The sequence below is a fragment of the Cellulomonas sp. genome (assembly GCF_035634735.1).
Classification (GTDB): Bacteria; Actinomycetota; Actinomycetes; order Actinomycetales; family Cellulomonadaceae; genus Cellulomonas.
The window spans coordinates 51,397-73,089 of the sequence record NZ_DASQCJ010000234.1 but is presented as its reverse complement, the minus strand read 5'-3'; the positions used below and the strand labels follow the sequence as shown (position 1 = coordinate 73,089).

Sequence of the window (21,693 nt, the reverse complement as noted above, 5' to 3'; positions counted from 1 at the left end):
CATTCCCGTGGGGGCCGCGCGCGTCGTCGCCGCGGGCGGCGCGGGCGGCCCGGCGCGGGCGCCCCGCAGGTCAGGAGCCGAGCGCCGCCAGGAGGCTCGCGACGTCCGGGGAGGACTCGAGCAGGCCCTCGACGTGCGCCCGCGTGCCGCGCAGCGGGTCGCGCATGGGGACCCGCTGCAGGGTGGGCGCGCCGGGCACGTCGAAGACGACGGAGTCCCAGCTGGCCGCGGAGACGTGCGCGCCGAACCGGGCGATGGCCCGGCCGCGGAAGTACGCGCGGGTGTCGTCGGGCGGGGCGGTGACGGCGGCGCGCACGTCCTCGTCGGCGACGAGGCGCTCGACGGCGCCGGCCTGGACGAGCCGGTGGTAGAGGCCGCGCTCGGGCCGGACGTCGGACCACTGGAGGTCGACGGCGGCGAGCCGCGGGTGGTCCCACTCCAGGTGGTCGCGACGCCGCAGACCCTCGAGGAGCCGCATCTTGGCGAGCCACTCGACCTCGCGGGCGCAGGAGGCCGGGTCGGTCGCGAGCCGGTCGAGGACGGACCCCCACCGGGCGAGGACGTCGGCGGTCTGCGCGTCGGGCCCGTCACCGGTGCCGGCGCCGACGGACCGCCCGATCGCGGTGCGCACGGCCGCCAGGTACTCCTGCTGGATCTCGATGGCCGTCAGCAGCCGGCCGTCGGCGAGGTGCAGCTTCCGGGTGAGCGCCAGGTCGTGGCTGACGGCGTGCACGGAGCCGACCGGGTCGGCGAGGGCGAGGCGGTCGAGGGCGCGGCCGAGGTCGGCGGCGGAGCCGTCGGCGATCCGCTCGACGAGCCAGAGCACGAGGGAAGTCGTGCCGAGCTTGAGGTAGGTCGCGACCTCGAGCTGGTTGGCGTCGCCGATGATGACGTGCAGCCGGCGCCACTTGTCGGGGTCGGCGTGCGGCTCGTCGCGGGTGTTCACGATGGGCCGGCGCAGGGTGGTCTCGAGGCCGACCTCAGCCTCCATGTAGTCGGCGCGCTGGGAGAGCTGGAAGCCGGGCTCCTCGCCGCGCTGGCCGAGGCCGACGCGCCCGGCGCCGGTGAACACCTGGCGGGTGACGAGGAACGGCGTGAGGCGCGCCGCGAGGTCAGCGAACGGGACGGAGCGCTCGACGAGGAAGTTCTCGTGGGTGCCGTAGGTCGCGCCCTTGCCGTCGACGTTGTTCTTGTACAGCGCGACGTCCGGCAGGGCCGGGGTGGACGCCAGGGCGCGCACGGAGGCGAGCATGACCAGCTCCCCCGCGCGGTCCCACCGGACGGCGTCGAGGGGGTTGGTGACCTCGGGCGAGGAGTACTCGGGGTGGGCGTGGTCGACGTACAGCCGGGCGCCGTTGGTGAGGATGACGTTGGCCGCGCCGGGGTCCTCGTACTCCTCGACGAGCGACCGGGCGACCTCCTGCGGGCCGTCGCCGGGCCGGTCGGAGGCGGCGCCGTCGCCGGACGGGGCCGGACGGGCCGGGTCGTCGGTGAGCAGGGACGGGTGGGCCGCGGCCCGCTGCAGGTGGAAGCCCCGCGCGTCCTGCAGGGGGTCCTCGTCGTCGTAGTCCCAGCGGGCCTTGGCGCGGCCGCCCTGGCGGGCCGCGGCGTGCACGGCCACGACGTGGCTGGACAGGAGCATCGGGTTGGCGGTCGGGCGGCCGGGCTGCAGCACGCCGTACTCGGTCTCGATCCCCATCACGCGGCGCACGGTCACGCGGCCCACCCTATGTCGGGGTGGGCCGCGCGCGGCGCGTCAGCCCTGCGAGCCCGGCCGGCCCGGTGCCTGGCCGCCGCCCTGCGCGCCGCCCGGCTGGCCGCCGCCGCCCATGCCGCCACCCATCCCCGCGGCGTGCTCCCCCGCGGTGACGGTCAGCACCTCGGTCGCGCCGGAGGCGTCGCCGGCGGTCGTGTACCCGGCGACCGCGTCGCCGGACGCCGTGGCCCCGGAGACGACGGTGTACTGCTCCCCCGCGGTGAGGCCCGCGGCCGAGATCACCAGCGAGGTGATCTGCTTGGTCGGCGTGAAGGTGGCGACGACGGTGCCGTCGGCGTCCACGACGGCCAGCGTCACCCCCGCGGCCTGGGCGGTGTCGAAGGTCGCGGAGACCCAGCCCTGGCCGTCGGTGCCCGGGGCCATGGCCATGCCGGAGGACCCCGCGGCGACGAGGGTGCCGCCGGTGACGGACGGGGTGCTGTCCGCGTCGATCGCGCCGTTGCCGTCGTCCGTCGGCCCGTTCACGACGACGGTGCCGCCGGAGATGGTGAGCGTGCCGTTGGCGTCCAGGCCGTCGCCGCCGGCGTCGACGGCGATCGTGCCGCCGGTGACGGTGAGGCTGGCGGTGCCGGCGGACTCGCCCCCGGGGCCGGCCCAGTCGCCCTGGGCGTCCTCGGTGCTGCCCGTGGCGCTGCTGGCGGCATTGATGCCGTCGTCCGACGCCACGACGGTGATGTCCCCGCCGGCGAGGGTGATCGCCTCGGCCTCGAGGCCCTCGTAGGCGGTCAGCACGTCGATCGCGCCGCCGGTGACGTCGAGGGCCGCGTCGGCGTGCACGCCGTCGTCCCCGCTGGAGAGGGTGAGGTCGCCGTCCGTGACCGACACGATGCCGTTGGAGTGCACGGCGTCGTCGGACGCGTCGACGGTGAGGGTGCCGCCGCCGACCACGACGCTCGCGCCGCCCTTGACGCCCTTGGTCGAGGTCTCGTCGGTGGGCTCGGTGCCGCTGCCGCCGCCGGCGGTGACGTCGAGGGTGCCGCCGGTGACGACGACGTCGGTCTCGGCGTCCACGCCGTCGCCCCCGGCCGCGACGGTCACGTCACCGCCCGAGACGACGACGAAGCCCGCGGTCGCGTCGCTGTCGTCGTCCGCCTTCAGGCCGTCGCCGCCGGCGGTGACGTCGATCGTGCCGCCCTCGACCACGAGGTAGTCCTTGCCCCGGATGCCGTCGTCCACGGCGTCGACGGTGATCTGCCCGGACTCGATGACCAGGCCGTCCTTCGACGTGATGCCGTCGTTCGCGGTGCCGGTGACGGCGAGGGCGCCGTCGCCGGTGATCGTGAGGTCGGCGGTGCTGAACAGGGCGGCGTTCGGCTCGTCCTCGGCGTCGGCGTCGGCGTAGGTCGCGGCGTCGGTCAGCGTGCTGCTCGACCCGTCCGCCAGCTCGACCACCGCCGAGCCCGCGCTGCTGATCACGAGCGCGGCGCCCGTCGACGACGTGATGTCGGCGCCGTCGAGCACCAGGTGCACGACGGCGTCCCCGGCGTCGACGACGACCTGGCCGTCGTCCAGGCTTCCGGCGAGCGTGTACGTCCCGCCGGCGGTGATGGTGACGACGGAGCCGTCGACGGTGACTCCGTCGGCGTCGGAGGTGGCGGTGTCGCCGGCGAGGGTGATCGTGCCGGTGGCGCTGCCGGCGTCCTCGACCTCGTGCACCTCGGCGTTCGCGGCGAGCACCTCCTCGGCGGTGGCGCCGGCGGCGACGTCGGTGGCGGTGGTCGTGCCGGCGGTGTCGGCGGTGTCGGCGACGTCGGACGCGCCGGTGCTCGTGTCGGCGAGGGCGTCGGCGGTGCAGCCGGCGAGCAGGAGGCTGAGCAGGACGGCGGGGACGGCGATGACGCGGCGGGGTCGGCGCACGGTGGGGCTCCTTCGTGGGGGTCGGGGTGGCGCGGCGGGTCGTGGGTCACGCGGGGCGGGTGCCGCGGGGGTGCCGCGGGGTCGGCGTGGCGGGTCAGGCGGCGAGCGAGCGGCGCAGGGTGCGCCGCCACGGCCGGCCGCCGAGGGCGGGGTCGAGGACGACCAGCCCGGTGGCGTACTTCGAGATGCGGGTGGGCCGGTGGCCGAGGGCCCACAGGGCGCGGTCGGCGGCGGACGCGCTGCCGACGCTCTTGGTCTCGACGACCGCGTGCGCGGGGACGGCGGCGGCGGAGCGCGCGCCCCGCCACTCCAGCCCGGTGTCGACGGTGAGCCGCGCGCCGTCCGGCAGGTGCAGGGTGCGGCGGCGGTACCGGGTGGTGAGGGTCGGGGCGAGCAGCGGCTCGTCCCCCGGTCCCGCGTCGGGCAGGACGACGCCGTGGCCGCGCAGGGTGCCGACGACGTACGCCAGCGACTCGCCGACGTCGGACCGGTCGCGGACGTCGTGCTCGCGGCGGTCCTTGACGGTGGTGCCGCGCGGGCCCCGGGTCTTCACCTCCAGCCAGCAGCCGCCGGTGTCGGTGTACGTGCGGGTGCGGACCTTGTACCGCCGGCGCCGGCGGCCGGCGGCGAGGTGGTACGCGTCGAGGTCCGGGGTGTCGAAGTAGACGGACTCGTACCCGAAGGCGTCCCGCCCGTCGATGACGAGCCGGCGGGTGCCGTCGGGGAGGGCGGCGAGGAGCCCGGGCAGCGCGGCGAGCGGGAGGACGTACTTGCGGTCGACCCGGGTCTGCAGCGCGGCCGTGGCCTGGAGCTCGTCGAGGCCGATCGCGGGCAGCCGCGCGAGGCCGGCGAGGTGCGGCGCGGCATCCGCCCGAGCGACGCCTAGGGCGCCGGTCACCGCGCGATCCCGGACAGGGTCGGCGCGGGCGCCGCGGTCCCGCCGGCGGACGCGGCACCGCCGGCGTGCCCGCCGTGCCCGGCGTGCCCTGCGTGCCCGGCGAGCCCCGCGCGCTGCGCGTGCCCGGCCGGGACCGCCGGCGCCGCGAGCCGCGGGTCTGCCCCGCCCCGCGCGCCCGCCGGCGCCGCGGCGTACCGCACGTCGACGACGGTGGTGTCGTCCACCAGGTCGAGCCGCTGCACGGTCGCGCCGTGCACCCGGGCGCCGAGCAGCTGCTCGAGGTGCGCGACGAGTGCGGCGTGGTCCCCGAACGCGCGGTCGACCACGACGACCTGCTGCCGGTACCCCCGCAGCAGCCGCGGGTGGTCGCCCACGTACAGCGCGACCAGCACCATCGCCATGAGCACGAGCGCGAGCGCCCCGAGCGACGAGCCGAGCCCGCCGATGAGCCCGAGCGCCAGCGCCGCGAAGTAGTACGCGACCTCGCGCTGGTCGATCTCGGACGACCGCAGCCGGATGATCGACAGCACGCCGAACAGGCCGAGGCCCAGCCCCGCGCCGACGGTGCTGGTCGACAGGGCGCCGGCGACGGCGAGCACGCCGACGTTCACGCCGAGGAACGCGACGACGAGGTCGCGCCGGCGATGCCGGGGGAAGTACAGGGCGAAGGTCAGGACGCCGATGGCGACGAGGTCGGCGGCGAACAGGACGGCGGCAGGCATGGGCACCTCGCGGGTCGGGGATGAACGCCCGGCGAACCGGGTACGACCATCAAGCCGCGCGGCGCTGTGGGGTCCCTGTGCGCGAGCAAGGCCCGCCGTCTGAGTCGACGGCGGGCCCGGTCGGTGCCCCGGTGCGGTGGACCGCTACAGGTACTGCCCCGTGCTCGTGACGTTCTCGATCCGGCGCGAGGCCTCCTCGCCCTTCTTGTCCTGGACGATCGTGCGGATGAACACGATGCGCTCCCCCTTCTTGCCGGAGATGCGCGCCCAGTCGTCGGGGTTGGTGGTGTTCGGCAGGTCCTCGTTCTCCTTGAACTCGTCGACGCACGCGGTGAGCACGTGCTCGACGCGCAGGCCGCGCTGGCCGGTGGCGAGCAGGTCCTTGATCGCCGACTTCTTGGCGCGGTCGACGACGTTCTGGATCATCGCGCCGGAGTTGAAGTCCTTGAAGTACAGGACCTCCTTGTCGCCGCTGGCGTAGGTGACCTCGAGGAACCGGTTCTCCTCGTTCTCGGAGTACATCCGCTCGACGGCGCGGGCGATCATCGCGTCGACGGCCGCGGCGGTGGAGCCGTGGTGCTCGGCGAGGTCGTCGGCGTGGATCGGCAGGTCCGGGGTGAGGTACTTGGCGAAGATCTCGCGCGCGCCCTCGGCGTCGGGGCGCTCGATCTTGATCTTCACGTCGAGGCAGCCTGGCCGCAGGATCGCCGGGTCGATCATGTCCTCACGGTTCGAGGCGCCGATGACGATGACGTTCTCCAGCCGCTCGACGCCGTCGATCTCCGCGAGCAGCTGCGGGACGATCGTCGTCTCGACGTCGCTGGAGACGCCGGTGCCGCGGGTGCGGAACAGCGACTCCATCTCGTCGAAGAACACCACGACGGGGTGCCCCTGCGAGGCCTTCTCGCGGGCCCGGGAGAAGATCAGCCGGATGTGCCGCTCGGTCTCGCCGACGTACTTGTTGAGCAGCTCGGGGCCCTTGACGTTGAGGAAGTACGACTTGGCCTCGGTGACCTCCTCGCCGCGGGCGCGGGCCGAGGTCGCGGCGAGCGAGTGCGCGACGGCCTTGGCGATGAGCGTCTTGCCGCACCCGGGCGGGCCGTAGAGCAGGACGCCCTTCGGCGGCTTGAGGCCGTGCTCCCGGAACAGGTCCGGGTGCAGGAACGGCAGCTCGACGGCGTCCCGGATCTGCTCGATCTGCGGGCCCAGGCCGCCGATGTCGGTGTAGTCGATGTCCGGCACCTCCTCGAGCACGAGGTCCTCGACCTCCGCCCGGGGCACCCGCTCGAACACGAAGCCGCTGCGGGCCTCGACCGTCAGGGCGTCGCCGACCCGGACGGAGCCGTCGAGCACCTGGCCGGCGAGCCGCACGACGCGCTCCTCGTCGCCGCGGCCCACGACGAGCGCACGCTCGCGCCCGATGAGCTCCTTGACGGTCACGAGCTCGCCGACCTGCTCGTAGCCGCCGGCCTCGACGACCGTGAGCGCCTCGTTGAGCATGACCTCCTGGCCCGGCCGCAGCCGGTGGACGTCGATGGCGGGGCTGGCCCCGACGTGCATCTTGCGGCCCGAGGACACGACGTCGACCGTCCCGTCCTCGCGCGCGGCGAGGAAGGTCGCGAACGTGCCCGGGGGCTTCGCGAGGTCGTCGATCTGGCGCTTGAGCTCGATGATCTGGTCGCGCGCGGCCACGAGCGCGTCGGACATGCGCTCGTTCTTGGCGGCCAGGAGCGCGAGCTCGCGCTGCAGGTCGCGTGCTGTCGGTTCCGTCATCGCGGTACCTCCGATCGCGGGTCGACCTCACGGCGCTGTGGGGCTGTCGTGGGGAGACCCTAACCACACGTGTCAATCGCAGCGGCGCCGCCTCGCCGGGGCGGCGCGGGGTCAGTCCGCCTCGGGCGCCTGGCCCACGTCGCGGCGGACCTTCCGGACCTTCTTGTCGGAGACGGCACGCTCGCCGAGGGCCTCGGGGGTCCACTCGGCGTCGGGCACCTCCTGGAAGGACCTGCTGGTCACGACGTCGCCGACCTCGTCGACGAGCGCGGCCTCGCCCGGCTGGGAGCCCTTGGCCGGGCGGCGCTTGCGCAGCGGCGGCAGGACGCCGTCGGCGAGCCGGCGGGTGGTGAGGAGGAAGCCGGTGTGGCCGATCATCCGGTGCTGCGGGCGCACGGCCAGGCCCTCGAGGTGCCAGCCGCGGACCATCGACTCCCAGGCCTGGGGCTCGGTGTACCGGCCGTCGGCGCGCACGTCCTCGGCGAGCCGGGACAGCTGGGTCGCGGTGGCGACGTAGGCGATGAGCACGCCGCCGGGGGCGAGCGCGGCGGCGACGGCGTCGAGGTTCTCCCACGGCGCGAGCATGTCGAGGACGACGCGGTCGACCTCCCCGGGCGCCTCGGCCTGCGGCAGCACGTCGGACAGGTCGCCGACGGACAGCCGCCAGGCGGGGTGCGGGCCGCCGAAGAAGGTCTCGACGTTGCCGCGGGCGATCGCGGCGAAGTCCTCGCGGCGCTCGATCGAGTGCAGCCGGCCGCCGTCGCCGACGGCGCGCAGCAGGGACAGGGTCAGCGCGCCGGAGCCGACGCCGGCCTCGACGACCCGGGCGCCCGGGTAGATGTCGGCCATGGCGACGATCTGGCCGGCGTCCTTGGGGTAGACGACGGCGGCACCGCGCGGCATGGACAGCGTGTAGTCGCTGAGCAGCGGGCGCAGCGCGAGGTACTCGACGCCGCCGCTGCTGGTCACGGTCGTGCCCTCGGGCGCGCCGATGAGCTCCTCGTGCCGGAAGTAGCCCTTGTGCGTGTGGAAGGTCGCACCGGGCGCGAGCGTGATGGTGTGCAGCCGGCCGCGCGGGTCGGTCAGCTGGACGCGCTCCCCCACCCGCAGCAGGCCGCGGCGCTGGTCGGCGCCCGTCGGCGTGGGGGCGGCGGCGGGCTCGGGCGCGGGGGTCTGCTCGGTCACGGGGGTCGATCCTAGGGGCGCAGCGCGGCCGCCACGTCCGCGCTGCGCACGAGGGCGACCACCCGGCCGTCCTGCACGGCGGCGGCGACGGGCGAGAACCGGGACACCGCGGCGACCGCCTGGACGAGCTCGGGGCCGCGCAGGGCGGCGTCGACGACCGCCCCGGCGGGCAGCGTGACGGCGACGGCGGTGAGCGGGACGTGGGCGCGGTCGGCGGCCGGGACGGCGTTGGCCGCCTGCGGGTCGACGTACGCCGCGGGGCGGCCGTCGGGGGCGAGGAGCACGACGGCGTCGGCGCCCGTCTGCCCGCGGGCGGCGTCGGCCTGCGCGAGCACGGCGGTGGCCGGGACGCCGACGGCGCGCATCCCGACGGACCCGACGTGCAGCGCGTCCACCGCCCGGCCCGAGCGCGCGCCCTGGATCGCCGCGGACGCGCCCGACCAGAGGAACGCGCCCACGAGGGCGGCCCAGGCGACGGCCCACAGGTCGGGGCTGCCGCCGCGCACCATCGGGAGCAGGATCACCCAGGCGGCGAAGCCCACCGCGAACACCCGGCCGACCCAGCCCGCGACGAGCGCGCCGCGCCGCCGGTCCCCCGTCGCGCCCCACACGATCGACTCCAGCACCATGCCGCCGTCGAGCGGCAGGCCCGGCACCAGGTTGAACAGGCCGACGAAGGCGTTGCTGTACGCGGCGGCGTACAGCACGAGCGCGGGCAGGCCGTGCGGGTCGACGGTGGCCGCCGCGAGCCAGAGCACGCCCGCGAGCACGAGGTTGGCGATCGGCCCGACGACCGCGACCAGGCCCTCGGTGAACGGCGTGATCCGGCCGTGGAACGCGGTGTGGCCGCCGATCAGCGTCAGCGCGTACTCGCGCACCTGGAGGCCGCGGGCGCGGGCGGTCAGGCCGTGGGCGAGCTCGTGGACCAGGACGGACAGCAGCAGGAGCACCCCGACGACGAGCGCCACGACGTAGGTCGAGCCCGTGCCGAGGCCCGGGGCGCGGTACCGGACCGAGGGGGCGAACACCAGGGCGATGACCGCCACGACGAGCAGGCTGCTGGGGCTCAGGACGACCGGCGTCCCCGCCACGCGCCCGACGACCCAGCCCCGCGTTCTCTCTGCCACGGGGGAAGGCTACGTGGCCGGGCTGCGTGCCGGGCTGCGCGGCCGGGCGGGGGCGCGGGCCGAGCGGGGGCGCGGGCCGGGCGACGGGCCGCCCGGCCGGGGCCGGCCTGCGCGGCGCGCGGCGGGGGTGTCGGTGGTGGCGCCTAGGCTCGTCACCGTGACGACCACCGACCCGCAGCTGCTCGCCCCCGTGTCCGCCGACGGCGCCGACGCCGGCGACGTCGAGGCCGCGCCCGAGCCGCGCGTCCCGGGCCTGTCGCCGTCGCGCGCCAACGACTTCCAGCAGTGCCCGCTGCTGTTCCGGTTCCGGGTGGTCGACAAGCTGCCCGAGCCGCCCAGCCTCGCCGCGGCGCGCGGGACGCTCGTGCACACGGTGCTGGAGCGGCTGTACGACCTGCCGCTCGGCGAGCGCACCCCCGCCGCCGCGCACGGCCTCGTCCCCGCGGCGTGGGACGCGCTGCTGGAGCGGTCGCCCGAGGTGCTGACGATGTTCGCCACCGACGACGAGCGCGAGGCCTGGCTCGGCAGCGCCCGCCTGCTGCTCGACACCTACTTCACGCTGGAGGACCCGAACCGGCTGCAGCCGGGCGACCGGGAGCTCGCGGTGAAGACGCTCATGGCGGACGGCCCGCAGCTGCGCGGGATCGTCGACCGGATCGACGTCGCGCCCGACGGTGCGCTCCGGGTCGTCGACTACAAGACCGGGAAGTCGCCGAACCCGGGGTTCGAGGGCTCGGCGCTGTTCCAGATGCGGTTCTACGCCTACGTGCTGTGGCGCGAGCGCGGCGTGCTGCCGAAGCTGCTGCAGCTCGTCTACCTCGGCGACGGGCAGATCCTCCGGCACGCCCCGTCCGAGGCCGAGATGCGCACGCTCGAGCTGCGGCTGCGGTCGCTGTGGGCGCAGGTCGAGGAGGCCGCGCGCACCGGCGAGTGGCGGCCGCGGAAGTCCCGGCTGTGCGACTGGTGCGCGCACCGGGCGGTGTGCCCCGCGTGGGGCGGCACGCCGCCGGAGGTGCCCGAGGGCGCGGTGGAGCGGGCGATCGGGATCACACCGGTGGCACGGGCGTCCTGAGCGCGACGCGGGCAGCGTCGGTCACGGCTCGCGGCGCGCCGCCAGCACCGGGGCCAGCGCCGCGACCAGCCGCCGGGCCGACGCGCCGTCGGGGTCGTGGTCGGGGTTGTGCTCGACGAGCGTCATGCCGGCGAACCGCGCGTCCGCCACGAGCGGCTCCAGCACCGCGACGAGCACGTCGAGCGTGAGCCCGCGGCCGTACTGCGGGATGTCCGCGCCGGGCAGCAGCAGGGCGTCGAGCACGTCGACGTCGAGGTGCACGAGGAACGGCCGCGCCGCCGTGTCCGCACCCCCACCCGCGGTGGCGCCGGCGACCGCGGCGAGCGCGCGGGCCGCGGCGCCCTCCGGGTCGGCCGCCACCTCCGCGGCGGGCACCCGCGGGCTCGGCACCAGGCCGTGCACGTCCTCGTCGTCGTCGCCGAACCCGAGGAAGCACAGCGCCCGCGCGTCCAGCAGCGGCCGGCGCGGGCCCAGCCCGGCGAGCGCGCCGACGCTGCCCGGCAGGTCGAGCAGGTGGGCGACGCCCATGGAGTCGAGGATCGGCTCCTCGGGGTGGTCGGCGGGCAGCTGCAGGTCCTGGCCGCCGTCGACGTAGACCAGCCCGACGTCGCCCAGCGCGGCCGCCGCGGCGGCGACGAGCGGCAGGGCGAGCGTGCACTCGCCGCCGAGCACCAGCGGAGTCTCCCCCGCGGCCAGCACGGCGGCCAGCGCGTCGCGGGCGTCCCGGAGCACCGCGGCCACGCCGTCGGCGTCGTGCGGGCCGCCGCCCGTCCTCCCGCCCGCACCTCCGCCCGCACCGGCCCCCGCACCGGCCCCCGCCCCGGTGCCCGCGCGCCACCGCGCGACCGGCCGGTCGCCGTGGTCGGTCACGGACGCGCCCCCGGCCGCCAGGGCCTCGACGAGCCCCGCGGCACGGAGCGCGGCGGGGCCCTTCTCGAGCCCGGGCCAGTGCGCCGCCCGGCTCGACGGCACGCCGAGGACGCCCCAGTGCCGGTCGCGGCCCGCCGTCATGGCACGACGGTAGGGCCCGGGGTCGCCGGGCGGCGGCCGGAGGCGTCGCGGGTCGCGCGCGGTGCCGGTCCGAGCGGGTCCGGCCGGGTCAGCCGAGCAGGTCGAGCACCGCGCCCGAGTGGATCCGCGCGAAGTCGTCGAGCGACACGTCGGCGAGCGAGCCGGTCTTGTTCAGCCCCGCGATGTCGGGCAGCTCGCGGAACACCTCGACCGCGAGCACGCGCGCGCCGGCGGCGACGCCGGAGGTGATGCCGGTCGGCGAGTCCTCGACGACCACGCAGTCGGCGATGTCGACGCCCAGCCGCTCGGCCGCCAGCAGGTACGGCTGCGGATCCGGCTTGGGGCGCTCGACCTCGTCGCCCGCGACGACGGTCGCGAACACGCCGGCGACCTGGGCGAACGGCTCGGCGAGCTCGAGGTAGGACGACGTCACGAGCGCCTGCGGCACGCCCGCCGCCGCGAGGGCGGCGAGCAGCTCGCGGCCGCCCGGCTGCCACGGGGTGTCCTGCGCGACCGCCGCGGCGACGCGCTTGTTGAGGAAGTCGACGATCTCGTCCACCGTGAGGCCGACGCCGCGGCGCCGGAGGATCTCGCCGGAGACCTTCATCGGGTTGCCGACGAGGGTGAGCCCGTCCTCGTGGGTCCAGGTGCCGCCCCAGGACTCGACCAGCTCGGTCTCGGCCGCCATCCAGAGCGGCTCGGTGTTGACCAGGGTGCCGTCCATGTCCCAGAGGACCGCGGCGGGCAGGGCGGGTCGGGCGTCGTTCACGGCGTGCGGCTCCGGGTGCTGGTGCGGGCGGGGTGCTGCCCTCGACGGTACCCGGGGTCGGTGAGCGAGGGTGAACGGCGGGTGTCGGCCGGGGCGCGCGCGGGCGCGGGGCGGCTGCGTCCGGAGCGGCGCGCGGGGCGTCCTCAGTCCGCCCAGGACTCGAGGGCGGCGCGCGTCTCCGCGATCCAGGCGAGCGTCGCCCGGCCCTGGTGCTCGCCGGCGGACAGCGTGAGCAGGGCGTACCGCTCGTCGGGGTCCGCCGGGTCGAGCGTCGCGCGGACGTCCGCCAGCCCCGCCAGGCGCCGGGTCACCTCCCGCTCGGTCTCGGCGAGCAGGTCGAGGCAGGTCCGGCGCCCGGCCGCGCGGCCGAAGAACAGCCGCAGCAGCAGGCCGTTCCGGGGCGGCCCGAACTCGGGCGGCGTCTGCAGCAGCGCGCGCAGCCGGTCGCGGCCCGCCGGCGTGAGCGCGAACCGTCCCGCGTCGTCGCGCCCGACGTCCCCGCTCGCCTCCAGCCGGGCGAGCGCCGGGTAGATCTGGCCGAAGCTCTCGGTCCAGAAGTGGCCGAGGGTGCTCACGATCTCCTGGCGCACGCGGTACCCCGACATCGGGGCCAGCGAGAGCGCGCCGAGGACGGCGAGGTCGGTCTGCGCGGGGGGACGGGCCATGGGTTGACTATATCTGTCAGATATACGACAGTCACGCCATGGCGGAGATGGCGGCGGCGGTCGTGGTGGTGGTGCTGGGCGCGCTCGGCGTGCTGCAGGTGCTGGTCGCGTCCGGCGCGCCGCTCGGCCGGTTCGTCTGGGGCGGCGGGCACGAGGTGCTGCCGACGCGGCTGCGGGTGGGCAGCGCGGTGTCGGTGGCGCTGTACGCGGGCATGGCCGTCGTCGTGCTCGACCGCGCGGGGGTGGTCGCGGTGCTGCCGGGCGGGTTCGCCCGGGTCGCCGCCTGGGTGCTGGCCGCGTACTTCGCGGCGGGCGTCCTGCTGAACGCGGTCTCCCGGAGCCGGGCCGAGGCGTGGACGATGGCGCCCACCTGCCTCGTCCTCGCGCTCCTGACCGGCGCGGTCGCGTCGTCCTGAGGCGGCGCGGCCTACTCCCCCACGGACCCGTCGGCCGCCTCGCGGAGCAGGTCCGCGTGCCCGTTGTGCCGGGCGTACTCCTCGATCATGTGGGTGAGGACCCACCGCAGGTGCGGGGTCCGGCCGTCCGGCCACGCGCGGGCCGCCGGGGCGTCGACACCGCCCGCCCCGAGGGCCGCCGCGACGTCCGCGCGGGACCGCTCGACGGCGGCGAGCCAGAGCGCCCGCAGGTCGTCCGGCGAGTCGTCGGCGGCGGAGTGCCACTCCCAGTCGCGGTCGGCCGACCAGTCGACGGCGGCCCACGGCTCGGCGCGGTCCCGGCCGTGCAGCGCGCGGGAGAACCAGTCGTCCTCGACGTAGGCGAGGTGCTTGAGCAGGCCGCCGAGGGTCATCGAGGACGCGCCGACGGTGGCCGACAGCGCGGCGGCGCCGAGGCCGCGGGTCTTCCACTCCAGGGTCGCCCGGTGGAAGTCGAGGAAGCCGAGCAGGGTCTGCACCTCGTCGCCGTCCGGGACGGGCTCGGTGCGGCCCTGCGCGTCGACGACCGGCGGCGCGTCCGCGACCGGCTCGGCCGCGATGTCGAGCTCGCGCGCCGCGGCCGAGATGCGCCGGGCGAGGTCGAGGTCCCGCGCGCTCAGGCCCGCGACGTCGTGCGAGACCAGCCGCACGGCGACGGACGGGTACCGCAGGTCGACGTCGGGGTGGTGGTCCGCCGCGTCGGCGAGCTCGCCGATCGCGTCGACGAGCTCGACCCCCGCGGCGAACGACCCGGTGCGGAACCGCGCGTGCGCGCCGTCCGGCCCGACCCGCCAGTCCGCGACGCCGTCGGCCGCCCGGAACTCCTCCGCCGTGATCCGCCCGCCCATGCGGCCCACGGTAGCGGCGCGCGTCGGGGCGCGCCCCGGGCCGGCGGGACGGGCGCGGCACGCCCGCGGGCCGCCCCGCCGGTCGCGCCCGTCACCCCCAGTCGTCGACCCACAGGTCGTGCGGCTGGGGCCGGCCGCGGCCGGTCTCGACGAGCTCGCGCAGGCTGAGCAGGAACGTCGCCCACTTGGTGCTGCAGTGGTGCAGGAACTCGACGGGCTCGGCCCAGCCCTCGTGGGTGAACAGCACGACGGTGACGTCGCCGGCCGCGCGGAGCCGGAAGTCGACGTGGGTGCCGACCCACTCGGCCGGGCCCTGCGCGACCCGCCAGCGCACCCGCTCCCCCGGCGCGGCGTCGACGACCTCCATCACGTAGGGGGCGTCGGCGCCGCGGAAGGCGAGCTCCAGGCGGCCGCCCGGCTCCCCGTCGCCGCGGGTGTCCCGCGTCCACCAGCCCGCCACGCCCTCGGCCGTCGCGAGGGCGGCGTACACGTCCGCCGGGGCGGCGCGCACGCCGAGCCGGTGCCGGATGTCCACCACGTCAGTCCTCCTCCGTCGTCGCCGGCGGCCGGCCGGCCGCCGACTCGTCGCGCTGCTGCTGGATCGCCTCGGCGAGGCCCGCGATGCGCCGCAGCCGCGCGTCCCAGGTGCGCCCGACGGCGTCGAGCTGCGCCGCGGCGCGCGCGAGCTGGGCGTCGTCCACGCGGTACCGCCGCTGCCGCCCCTCGGTCACGCCGTGCACGAGGCCCGCGCGGTCGAGGACGGCGAGGTGCTTGGCCACCGCCTGCCGGGTGACGGGCACGACCGCGCTGAGGCTGGTCGCGGTCCCCCCGCCGTCGGCGAGCAGCGCGTCGAGCAGCCGCCGCCGGGTGGGGTCGCCGACGGCGGACCACAGCGCGTCGTCGACGCTCACGGCGCGACCGCCAGCCGGTCGAGGTACGCCTCGAGCCGCGGGACGAAGTGGTCCCAGCCCCGGACGTGGTCGGCGTACCGCTCCTCGAGGACGGCGACCTCCCACCCCCGCTCGCGGAACCCGGTCTCGGTCAGCGTGAGCCGGGTCCCGGTCGCGGTGGCCTCGAGCGCGAACGTGACGAGCAGGGAGGTCGCCGCGGTCGCGGCCTCCCCCGGGCCGTGGGTCCAGCGGAACGAGAACGTGCGCGGCGGGTCGGCCTCGACGACGGTCATGCGCTCGACGACGGTCCCGGGCTCGCCCCGGCGGCCGAAGACGAGCTCGCCCTCCGCGCCCGGCACGGGCTCGGGCAGCGCGGCGTCGTCCGGCCACCACCGACGGAGGTGCTCGGGCCGGCTGACGACCTCGTACACGACCTCGGGGGTCGCGGCGACGTGGATCTCGCGCTCGATGGTGCCCGGCTCGGTGTCTCGGCGTTCCACGGTGCCTCCTCGGTGTGCGCAACGTTCGGTTGCGCATCAGCGTACGGCGGCGCGACGTGAGGCGCAACCCCCGGTTGCACCACGCGAGACCCCCACCTCGGGCGGCGGTGCGGCGCCTCGCCGGGGACGATGGGGCGATGGCCTCCCCCGGACCGCGCCGCGCCCCCCGCCTGCTGATCACCCACGCGGCGGTCGTCGCCGTCGTCACCGCGCTGCTCGTCGTGCTGGCGTCGCGGCCGGTCGAGGACGCGAACATCGGCGCCGGCCTGGCGCTGCTCGCCACGCTGCCGTTCGGCCTGCCCTGGACCCTCGGCCTGCTGCTCGGCCCGGCGACGTGGGCGACGGCCACCGTGGTGGCGCTGGCGGTCGGCTGCGCCTGGCTGAACGTCGTGCTGCACGCCCTGCTCCGGGTGCACCTGCGCCGGCGCGCCGCCGCCCGCTCCGGCGCCGCCGGCGTCGCCGCCCCGCGCTGAGACCGCCCGGGCGCCCGGACGGGTCGCCCGGGCCGGGCTCCCGCGCTCCGGCCGGCCCCGCCCACCGGCCCCGCCCGCCCGCTCCGCGCCCGAGGTCCGGGTGCGCGGCGGCGCGCCGCGGGCGACGCTGGGCACGATGACCGATCGCACCGCCCTCGAGCCCGAGCCCGGGCCGCCGCCCTCCGCCCGGCGCCTGCCGCGGTTCCGCGCCGCCGGCACGGCGACCTCGCGGTTCCTCGCCGCCCGGCCGTGGCTCACCCGCGCCGTCCGCACGACGGGCGCGGCGGTGATCGCGTGGGTCCTCGTGCGGCTCGTGCCCGGTCCGTGGAGCGACTACCCGTACTACGCGCCGCTCGGCGCGGTCATCGCGACGTCGGTGACGGTGCGGGGCACGACGCGGCGCTCGGTCCAGTCCGTCCTCGCCATCGCGCTGGGCGCCGTCGTCGCGCGGCTGGTCGACGCCCTCGACCTGCCGGGCGTCGCGGGGCTGGCGCTCGTCGTGCTGGTCGGGGTGCTGCTCTCCGGCTGGCGGCTGCTCGGCGACATGGGCTCCTGGGTCCCGACGGCCGCGCTGTTCGTGCTGATCATCGGGAACGCCGACCCGGTCGGGTACATCTCGGCGTACGTCGGCCTGACCCTGTTCGGCGCGCTGGTCGGCGTCGCCGTGAACCTCGTCGTGCCGCCGCTCCCGCTGACCCCCGCGGAGCGGTCGCTCGACCGGCTCCGGGCGGCCACCAGCGAGCATCTCGACGCCCTGGCGGCGGCGGTCCGCGACGACGACGCCCCGGTGCCGCCGGACCGCGCGCTCCGCGCGGCGCGCGCCGACGCCCAGGCCGCGGTCGCCGACGCCCAGGAGGCGGCCCGCGGCAACTGGACCGCCCGGCACTACCGGTCGTGGCGGCAGCGGCAGGACCGGCACGCGTCGTCCCTCGACGCCGCCGCCGTCGTGGCGCTCGACGTGCGGCGCGCCGTCGCCACGTCCCGCACGGTCGCGCAGGCCGGGGCGACGCCCCCGGAGGAGCGGTCGGTGCACGTCCCGATCCTGGCCCGCGCGGGCGACCAGGAGCGGGCGGACGCGGTCCGCGAGGGGACGGCGCGGGCGATCGAGGCCGGCGCCGCCCTGGTGCGGGCGCTGCGGCCGGACGGTCCCGGCGCCGGGACCGAGGACGCGGACGACGCGGACCACGCCGCCGCGGAGCTCGCGCAGGCGCTCGACGAGCTGCAGGAGGCGGTCGCCGCGGACCGGGCCACCGCCGCGGGCGCGACGCGGCCGGCCGACGGCGTGGTGGTCGCGCTCACCCCGCTGCTCACCGGCTGAGGCGCCGGGCCCGGGTTCCCGGGCGCGGGTGAACGGCGGGCGACGACTCGCCGACGGAACCGTGCCCCTGGTGCGCGCCGCGGGGGCCGGGAGCACCGTGGGCGCCGTGGACGCTGCAACCGTCATCCTCGTGCTGGTGGTCGTCGTCGCGCTCGCGTTCGACTTCACGAACGGGTTCCACGACACGGCGAACGCGATGGCCACGTCCATCGCCACGCACGCGCTGCCCCCGAAGGCGGCCGTGACCCTCTCCGCGGTGCTCAACCTGGTGGGCGCCTTCCTCTCCGTCGAGGTGGCGCTCACCGTCACCAACGCCGTCGTGCGGATCCAGGAGCCCGACGGCGCGCCCAGCCCCGACCTCGTCCAGGACGGCGGCGCGGGGCTGCTGCTGATCGTGCTGACCGGACTGGTCGGGGCGATCGTGTGGAACCTGCTCACCTGGCTGCTCGGCCTGCCGTCGAGCTCGTCGCACGCGCTGTTCGGCGGGCTGGTCGGCGCGACCGTCGCCGGCCTCGGCTGGGGCGCGGTGCACTGGACCGGGGACGGCGGCGACCCCGACGGCATCCTGGGCAAGGTGGTGATCCCGGCCGTCGCGTCGCCGGTCATCGCGGGCGTGGTCGCCGCCACGGGCACCTGGTTCGTCTACCGGGTCACCGTCGGCGTCGCCGCGCGGTCCACCGAGCGCGGGTTCCGCTGGGGCCAGATCGGCTCCGCCTCGCTGGTGTCGCTCGCGCACGGCACGAACGACGCGCAGAAGACGATGGGCGTGATCACGCTGGCCCTGATCGCCTCGGGGCGCTGGACCAGCACGACGGCGATCCCGCTGTGGGTGAAGGTCTGCTGCGCGCTGGCGATCGCGCTCGGCACCTACCTCGGCGGCTGGCGGATCATCCGCACGCTCGGCAAGGGCCTGATCGACATCGCGCCGCCGCAGGGCATGGCCGCCGAGACCGCCTCCGCGGCCACGATCCTGGTGTCCAGCCACCTGGGCCTGCCGCTGTCGACGACGCAGGTCACCACCGGCTCGGTGCTCGGCGCGGGCGTCGGGCGGCCGGGTGCCACGGTGCGCTGGCGGGTCGCCGGCCGGATGGGCGTCGCCTGGCTCATCACGATGCCCGCGGCCGGGCTGGTCGGGGCCGCGACGTGGTTCCTCGCGCACGCGCTCGGCGGCGGGGTGCTCGGGGCGGCCGCGGTGGTCCTGGTGCTGGTCGCGCTGAGCGGCGCCATGTACGTGCGGTCGCGGCGGGACGCGGTGCACGCGGGCAACGTCAACGACGAGTGGCAGGAGCCGGCGCGCGAGCGCCGCCCGGCCGCGGCGGGAGGGGTGCGCTGATGCTGGCGACCGAGACGGGGATGCTGGGCCAGGTGCTGCTGGTGTCGCTGGCGCTGGGCGCCGGCCTGCCGGTGCTGTTCGGGCTGGGCCTGCGCGCGACGGCGTGGGGCACCGGCGGCGACGCCGAGGAGCACGCCGCGGGCGAGGCGCCGCGGCCGCACCCGCTCGGGCGGGCGCTCGGGGTGCTCTGCTTCGCGCTGACGGTCGCGGGGGTGCTGCTCGGCATCACCGTCGTCGTGGCGTCCGGGCTCGGCTACGAGGTGAGCCTCGGTGGCGGGCCGCTGCTGGTCGAGAAGGCGTGAGGGGCCCGCGATGACCGAGACGGGGACGGGGGCCGGCACCTGGCCCGCCCGGGTGCTGCGGTGGCTGCGCGCGGGCTACCCCGCCGGCGTGCCGCAGCAGGACTACGTGGTGCTGCTCGGGCTGCTGCGGCGGTCGCTCACCGACGCCGAGGTGCACCAGATCGCGGGCGACCTCGCCGTGCTGGCGAGCCGGGGCGCGGAGATCACCACAGCGGACGTCGAGCGGCTGGTGGGGGCGGCGACGCTCGACGCCGCGTCGGAGGAGGACGTGGCGCGCGTCTCGGCGCACCTGGCGCGGGGCGGCTGGCCGCTCGCGGGGCCGGACGCGCGCGGGTAGGTGGGCGCCGGAACCCGCCCGCGGGTCGCCGGCGCGCCGGTAGCGTGGCGGGATGTTCGAGCTGTCGGTCGCGTCGGTCGCGGTCCTCGTCCTCGCGTGGCTGGTGCCGGCCGCCGTCGTCGCGCTGGTCCTCTACGCCGTCGTGCGCCGCGGGGTGCGCGACGGGATGCTCGACGCGCGCCGGGTGGACGCGGAGGAGGCGGCGGGGCGGCGGGCCCGGGCGGCTCGGGCAGCGGCGCACCCGGACGACGGCGCGCCGTCGGACCCCAGGGCGCCCGTGGTCTGACGCCGTACCCGGTCGGCTCGGAGCGACCTCGCGGGCGGGCGCCGCGCCGTCGTCGGACGTCCCCGGCCGGCGCCACGGGCCGCGCGGCCCCGCCTACGGACGCGGGTCGACCCGGCGCCACGGCTTCTCGTCGCGACGCCGCCCCGTCCCGGCCGCGCAGCGCGGGCAGACCCGGCCGACCGCGTCGGCGTGCCGACCGGTGGCGGGCTGCACGTCGGCCCACCGGACGTGCGGGAACCGCTCCAGCGCGGACCGGTGCAGCGACAGCCCGCAGACCGTCTCGTTGCGCCCGGGCTCCCAGGCGTGCACCTCGCCGGCGGGGACGCGCACCCCGTCGGGGTCGGTCCACCGGCTCGACGCGGCGACGGCCGCGGACGTCGGACGGGGCACCCGGCCGACGCTAGCCCGCGGCGTCCGCGCCGGCACCCGGGGCGGTGCGCTCCTGCCTGCGACGGCCGTCAGCGCGCGGCGGCCTCCCCGTCGAGGACGAACCGGACCGTCCGCTCCGGCACCGACACCGCGTCCAGCCGCACGCGCACGTCGGTGCCGAGCGGCAGCGCCGCGCCCGCGACCCGCCCGCGCACCGCCGGGTCCCGGAGCTGCACGACGCCGCTGTCCCCGCCGTCCCGGACGTCGACCACGACGCCGTCGAACTCCTCGCCGACCCGCGAGGACAGCAGCGCCGCCTCGACGAGGTCGACGCAGCCCCGCTCGTACGCGGACGCCCGCCGGTCCCCCGCGGCCATCAGCGCGGGCAGGTCCGGCAGCGCCGCGCGGGCCCACGCGGGCACCTCGTGCCCCGCCGACGCCGCCAGGCACACCTCGCCGACGAACCGGTCGACCAGCCGGCGCAGCGGCGCCGTGGCGTGCGCGTACGGGGCGGCGATCGCCGCGTGCAGCGGCTGCTCGGGCGCCTCGCCGTCGAACGCGACGTACGCGGCGCCGCGCAGCAGCGTCGTGGCCTCGGTGAGCAGCGCGGCGTGCGCGGGCACCGCGGCGTCCAGCCCCCGGACGACCTCGGCGTGGTCGGCACCGTCCGGCCACGGCACGCCCAGCGCCCGTGCCGACGACCGGAGCCGCTCGACGTCGCGCGGGTCGGCCGGCGGCAGGGTGCGCAGGACGCCGACCCGGGCGTCGAGCATCATCGTGGCCGCGCACATCCCGGTGAGCAGCGACACCTGGGCGTTCCACTCCTCGACGGGCAGCGTCGCCCGGCTGGTCAGGGTCCACCGGCCCCGGGCGTCGACCTCGACCACCTGCTCGGGCGTCGGCAGGGTCAGGCCGCCGCGCGCGACCTCGGCGGCCTGCCGCAGCCGCCCGACCGCGCGGAGCAGCACGAGGGTCTCGTCCGCGGTGGCGTCGTCCAGCGCGCGCTGCGCGCCCTCGTAGGTGAGCTGGGCCCGGCTGCGGACGGTCGCCCGGCGGACGTGCGCCTCGGTGGGCGCGCCGTCGGCGTCCAGGTCGATCTCCCAGAGCAGCGCCGGCGCGTCCTGGCCCGGCAGCAGGCTCGCGGCGCCCTCGGAGAGCTCGGGCGGGTGCAGCGGGGTCCGGCCGTCCGGGGCGTAGAGGGTGACGACCCGGCGGCGGGCCTCGGCGTCGACGGCGCCGCCCGGGCGGACCCAGGCGGCCACGTCGGCGATGGCGTACCGCACCCGGTAGCCCGCCCCGCGGCGCTCGAGGTGCACGGCCTGGTCGAGGTCCCGCGAGCCCTCGGGGTCGACGGTGACGAACGGGACGTCGGTCGCGTCGACCCGCTCGGGCGCACCGGCGGGTGCCGAGGCGGGTCCGGCGGCCAGCACGGCGTCGACCTCGGCCCGCACGTCGGCCGGGAAGGCGGCGGGGACGTCGAGCTCGGCGCGCAGGGCGTCGAGGCCGGCCCGGACGTCGGCGTCCACCCGGCGGGCGTCGTCGGCGGCGGTGGGCGCGGGGCGGAGGCGGACGTGGCGTCGGGGCACGCCGCGAGCCTAGGGCGGGACGCGAGCGGGTGCCCGGCGGTCGCGCGGGCCGGGCCGCCGATCGCGGTCCGGGGTCGCGGGCCGGGTGGGCGCGCCCGCCGGGTCCCCACCCGATTCTCCCCGAGGCCCCCGATCTTCCGGGGGACGGAGCGAGAATCGGG

General features: G+C 77.3%; 24 protein-coding genes. 8 read left to right on the top strand and 16 right to left on the bottom strand.

Annotation, left to right across the window (positions count from 1 at the left end):
• Window positions 1–70: 70 nt before the first annotated feature.
• The 7 genes from dop to VER05_RS19235 form a co-directional block, all read right to left on the bottom strand.
• On the bottom strand, window positions 71–1,717 hold the full coding sequence (dop, locus tag VER05_RS19265) for a depupylase/deamidase Dop (RefSeq protein ID WP_324846923.1): 1,647 nt from the start codon (window positions 1,715–1,717) through the stop codon (window positions 71–73).
• Window positions 1,718–1,756: 39 nt separating this feature from the next.
• Entirely contained in the window at window positions 1,757–3,634 is a 1,878-nt protein-coding gene (locus VER05_RS19260; RefSeq protein ID WP_324846922.1) for a carbohydrate-binding domain-containing protein, read from the bottom strand.
• 94 nt (window positions 3,635–3,728) lie between these two features.
• Window positions 3,729–4,532 carry a VTC domain-containing protein gene (locus VER05_RS19255; RefSeq protein WP_324846921.1) on the bottom strand — a complete coding sequence of 268 codons (804 nt, stop codon included), beginning with the start codon at window positions 4,530–4,532 and terminating at the stop codon, window positions 3,729–3,731.
• Entirely contained in the window at window positions 4,529–5,254 is a 726-nt protein-coding gene (locus VER05_RS19250) for a DUF4956 domain-containing protein (RefSeq protein WP_324846920.1), read from the bottom strand. Before VER05_RS19250 ends, VER05_RS19255 begins: the two co-directional genes overlap by 4 nt.
• Window positions 5,255–5,398: 144 nt before the next feature.
• Entirely contained in the window at window positions 5,399–7,027 is a 1,629-nt protein-coding gene (gene arc, locus VER05_RS19245; RefSeq protein WP_324846919.1) for a proteasome ATPase, read from the bottom strand.
• 111 nt (window positions 7,028–7,138) lie between these two features.
• Window positions 7,139–8,212, bottom strand: coding sequence for a tRNA (adenine-N1)-methyltransferase (locus VER05_RS19240; protein ID WP_324846918.1), 1,074 nt, complete (start codon window positions 8,210–8,212; stop codon window positions 7,139–7,141).
• 11 nt (window positions 8,213–8,223) lie between these two features.
• Window positions 8,224–9,339 carry a site-2 protease family protein gene (locus tag VER05_RS19235; RefSeq protein WP_324846917.1) on the bottom strand — a complete coding sequence of 372 codons (1,116 nt, stop codon included), beginning with the start codon at window positions 9,337–9,339 and terminating at the stop codon, window positions 8,224–8,226.
• A 157-nt stretch (window positions 9,340–9,496) separates the two neighbouring features.
• Between VER05_RS19235 and VER05_RS19230 the strand changes: the two genes are divergently transcribed.
• Window positions 9,497–10,411: a RecB family exonuclease gene (locus tag VER05_RS19230; RefSeq protein WP_414647661.1), complete on the top strand. Its 915-nt coding sequence runs from the start codon at window positions 9,497–9,499 to the stop codon at window positions 10,409–10,411.
• Window positions 10,412–10,432: 21 nt separating this feature from the next.
• Here VER05_RS19230 and VER05_RS19225 read toward each other — a convergent pair whose 3' ends face one another.
• The 3 genes from VER05_RS19225 to VER05_RS19215 all read right to left on the bottom strand — a co-directional run bounded on the left by VER05_RS19225 (window position 10,433) and on the right by VER05_RS19215 (window position 12,856).
• Entirely contained in the window at window positions 10,433–11,422 is a 990-nt protein-coding gene (locus tag VER05_RS19225) for an arginase family protein (protein ID WP_324846916.1), read from the bottom strand.
• An 88-nt stretch (window positions 11,423–11,510) separates the two neighbouring features.
• Window positions 11,511–12,191, bottom strand: a complete 681-nt coding sequence (locus VER05_RS19220) for an HAD family phosphatase (RefSeq protein ID WP_324846915.1) — start codon at window positions 12,189–12,191, stop codon at window positions 11,511–11,513.
• Between the two features lie 143 nt (window positions 12,192–12,334).
• Window positions 12,335–12,856, bottom strand: a complete 522-nt coding sequence (locus tag VER05_RS19215; RefSeq protein WP_324846914.1) for a PadR family transcriptional regulator — start codon at window positions 12,854–12,856, stop codon at window positions 12,335–12,337.
• A 38-nt stretch (window positions 12,857–12,894) separates the two neighbouring features.
• Between VER05_RS19215 and VER05_RS19210 the strand changes: the two genes are divergently transcribed.
• Window positions 12,895–13,272: a hypothetical protein gene (locus tag VER05_RS19210; RefSeq protein WP_324846913.1), complete on the top strand. Its 378-nt coding sequence runs from the start codon at window positions 12,895–12,897 to the stop codon at window positions 13,270–13,272.
• 11 nt (window positions 13,273–13,283) lie between these two features.
• Here the strand turns inward: VER05_RS19210 and VER05_RS19205 are convergent, their stop codons facing one another.
• From VER05_RS19205 to VER05_RS19190, 4 genes are all read right to left on the bottom strand, one after another.
• Window positions 13,284–14,138 carry a DUF664 domain-containing protein gene (locus VER05_RS19205; protein WP_324846912.1) on the bottom strand — a complete coding sequence of 285 codons (855 nt, stop codon included), beginning with the start codon at window positions 14,136–14,138 and terminating at the stop codon, window positions 13,284–13,286.
• Window positions 14,139–14,229: 91 nt separating this feature from the next.
• On the bottom strand, window positions 14,230–14,676 hold the full coding sequence (locus VER05_RS19200) for an SRPBCC domain-containing protein (RefSeq protein WP_324846911.1): 447 nt from the start codon (window positions 14,674–14,676) through the stop codon (window positions 14,230–14,232).
• Between the two features lies 1 nt (window position 14,677).
• Entirely contained in the window at window positions 14,678–15,049 is a 372-nt protein-coding gene (locus VER05_RS19195; RefSeq protein ID WP_324846910.1) for a metalloregulator ArsR/SmtB family transcription factor, read from the bottom strand.
• Window positions 15,046–15,528 carry an SRPBCC domain-containing protein gene (locus VER05_RS19190; protein ID WP_324846909.1) on the bottom strand — a complete coding sequence of 161 codons (483 nt, stop codon included), beginning with the start codon at window positions 15,526–15,528 and terminating at the stop codon, window positions 15,046–15,048. The genes VER05_RS19195 and VER05_RS19190 overlap by 4 nt, the downstream gene beginning before the upstream one ends.
• Window positions 15,529–15,665: 137 nt before the next feature.
• Between VER05_RS19190 and VER05_RS19185 the strand changes: the two genes are divergently transcribed.
• The 6 genes from VER05_RS19185 (at window position 15,666) to VER05_RS19160 (ending at window position 19,577) form a co-directional block, all read left to right on the top strand.
• Entirely contained in the window at window positions 15,666–16,001 is a 336-nt protein-coding gene (locus VER05_RS19185) for a hypothetical protein (protein ID WP_324846908.1), read from the top strand.
• Between the two features lie 136 nt (window positions 16,002–16,137).
• A complete protein-coding gene (locus VER05_RS19180; protein ID WP_324846907.1) occupies window positions 16,138–17,319 on the top strand; it encodes a hypothetical protein in 1,182 nt (393 codons plus the stop codon).
• Window positions 17,320–17,425: 106 nt separating this feature from the next.
• Window positions 17,426–18,652: an inorganic phosphate transporter gene (locus VER05_RS19175; protein WP_324846906.1), complete on the top strand. Its 1,227-nt coding sequence runs from the start codon at window positions 17,426–17,428 to the stop codon at window positions 18,650–18,652.
• Complete coding sequence (locus tag VER05_RS19170) at window positions 18,652–18,954, top strand: hypothetical protein (RefSeq protein ID WP_324846905.1); 303 nt, start codon at window positions 18,652–18,654, stop codon at window positions 18,952–18,954. Before VER05_RS19175 ends, VER05_RS19170 begins: the two co-directional genes overlap by 1 nt.
• Window positions 18,955–18,964: 10 nt before the next feature.
• On the top strand, window positions 18,965–19,291 hold the full coding sequence (locus VER05_RS19165) for a DUF3349 domain-containing protein (RefSeq protein WP_324846904.1): 327 nt from the start codon (window positions 18,965–18,967) through the stop codon (window positions 19,289–19,291).
• Between the two features lie 52 nt (window positions 19,292–19,343).
• A complete protein-coding gene (locus tag VER05_RS19160) occupies window positions 19,344–19,577 on the top strand; it encodes a hypothetical protein (protein ID WP_324846903.1) in 234 nt (77 codons plus the stop codon).
• Window positions 19,578–19,670: 93 nt separating this feature from the next.
• Here VER05_RS19160 and VER05_RS19155 read toward each other — a convergent pair whose 3' ends face one another.
• Together VER05_RS19155 and VER05_RS19150 are read right to left on the bottom strand one after the other, a co-directional pair.
• On the bottom strand, window positions 19,671–19,967 hold the full coding sequence (locus tag VER05_RS19155) for a hypothetical protein (RefSeq protein ID WP_324846902.1): 297 nt from the start codon (window positions 19,965–19,967) through the stop codon (window positions 19,671–19,673).
• Window positions 19,968–20,035: 68 nt separating this feature from the next.
• Window positions 20,036–21,532 carry an RNB domain-containing ribonuclease gene (locus VER05_RS19150; RefSeq protein ID WP_324846901.1) on the bottom strand — a complete coding sequence of 499 codons (1,497 nt, stop codon included), beginning with the start codon at window positions 21,530–21,532 and terminating at the stop codon, window positions 20,036–20,038.
• Between the last annotated feature and the right edge of the window lie 161 nt (window positions 21,533–21,693).

Bases quoted from the DNA above. Each gene is read 5' to 3' on its own strand.
- VER05_RS19185 (WP_324846908.1), top strand. From the start codon at position 15,666: ATGGCCTCCCCCGGACCGCGCCGCGCCCCCCGCCTGCTGATCACCCAC.
- VER05_RS19225 (WP_324846916.1), bottom strand. From the start codon at position 11,422: ATGACGGCGGGCCGCGACCGGCACTGGGGCGTCCTCGGCGTGCCGTCG.
- VER05_RS19210 (WP_324846913.1), top strand. From the start codon at position 12,895: ATGGCGGAGATGGCGGCGGCGGTCGTGGTGGTGGTGCTGGGCGCGCTC.
- arc (WP_324846919.1), bottom strand. From the start codon at position 7,027: ATGACGGAACCGACAGCACGCGACCTGCAGCGCGAGCTCGCGCTCCTG.
- VER05_RS19250 (WP_324846920.1), bottom strand. From the start codon at position 5,254: ATGCCTGCCGCCGTCCTGTTCGCCGCCGACCTCGTCGCCATCGGCGTC.
- VER05_RS19160 (WP_324846903.1), top strand. From the start codon at position 19,344: ATGTTCGAGCTGTCGGTCGCGTCGGTCGCGGTCCTCGTCCTCGCGTGG.
- VER05_RS19205 (WP_324846912.1), bottom strand. From the start codon at position 14,138: ATGGGCGGGCGGATCACGGCGGAGGAGTTCCGGGCGGCCGACGGCGTC.
- VER05_RS19170 (WP_324846905.1), top strand. From the start codon at position 18,652: ATGCTGGCGACCGAGACGGGGATGCTGGGCCAGGTGCTGCTGGTGTCG.
- VER05_RS19180 (WP_324846907.1), top strand. From the start codon at position 16,138: ATGACCGATCGCACCGCCCTCGAGCCCGAGCCCGGGCCGCCGCCCTCC.
- VER05_RS19215 (WP_324846914.1), bottom strand. From the start codon at position 12,856: ATGGCCCGTCCCCCCGCGCAGACCGACCTCGCCGTCCTCGGCGCGCTC.
- VER05_RS19165 (WP_324846904.1), top strand. From the start codon at position 18,965: ATGACCGAGACGGGGACGGGGGCCGGCACCTGGCCCGCCCGGGTGCTG.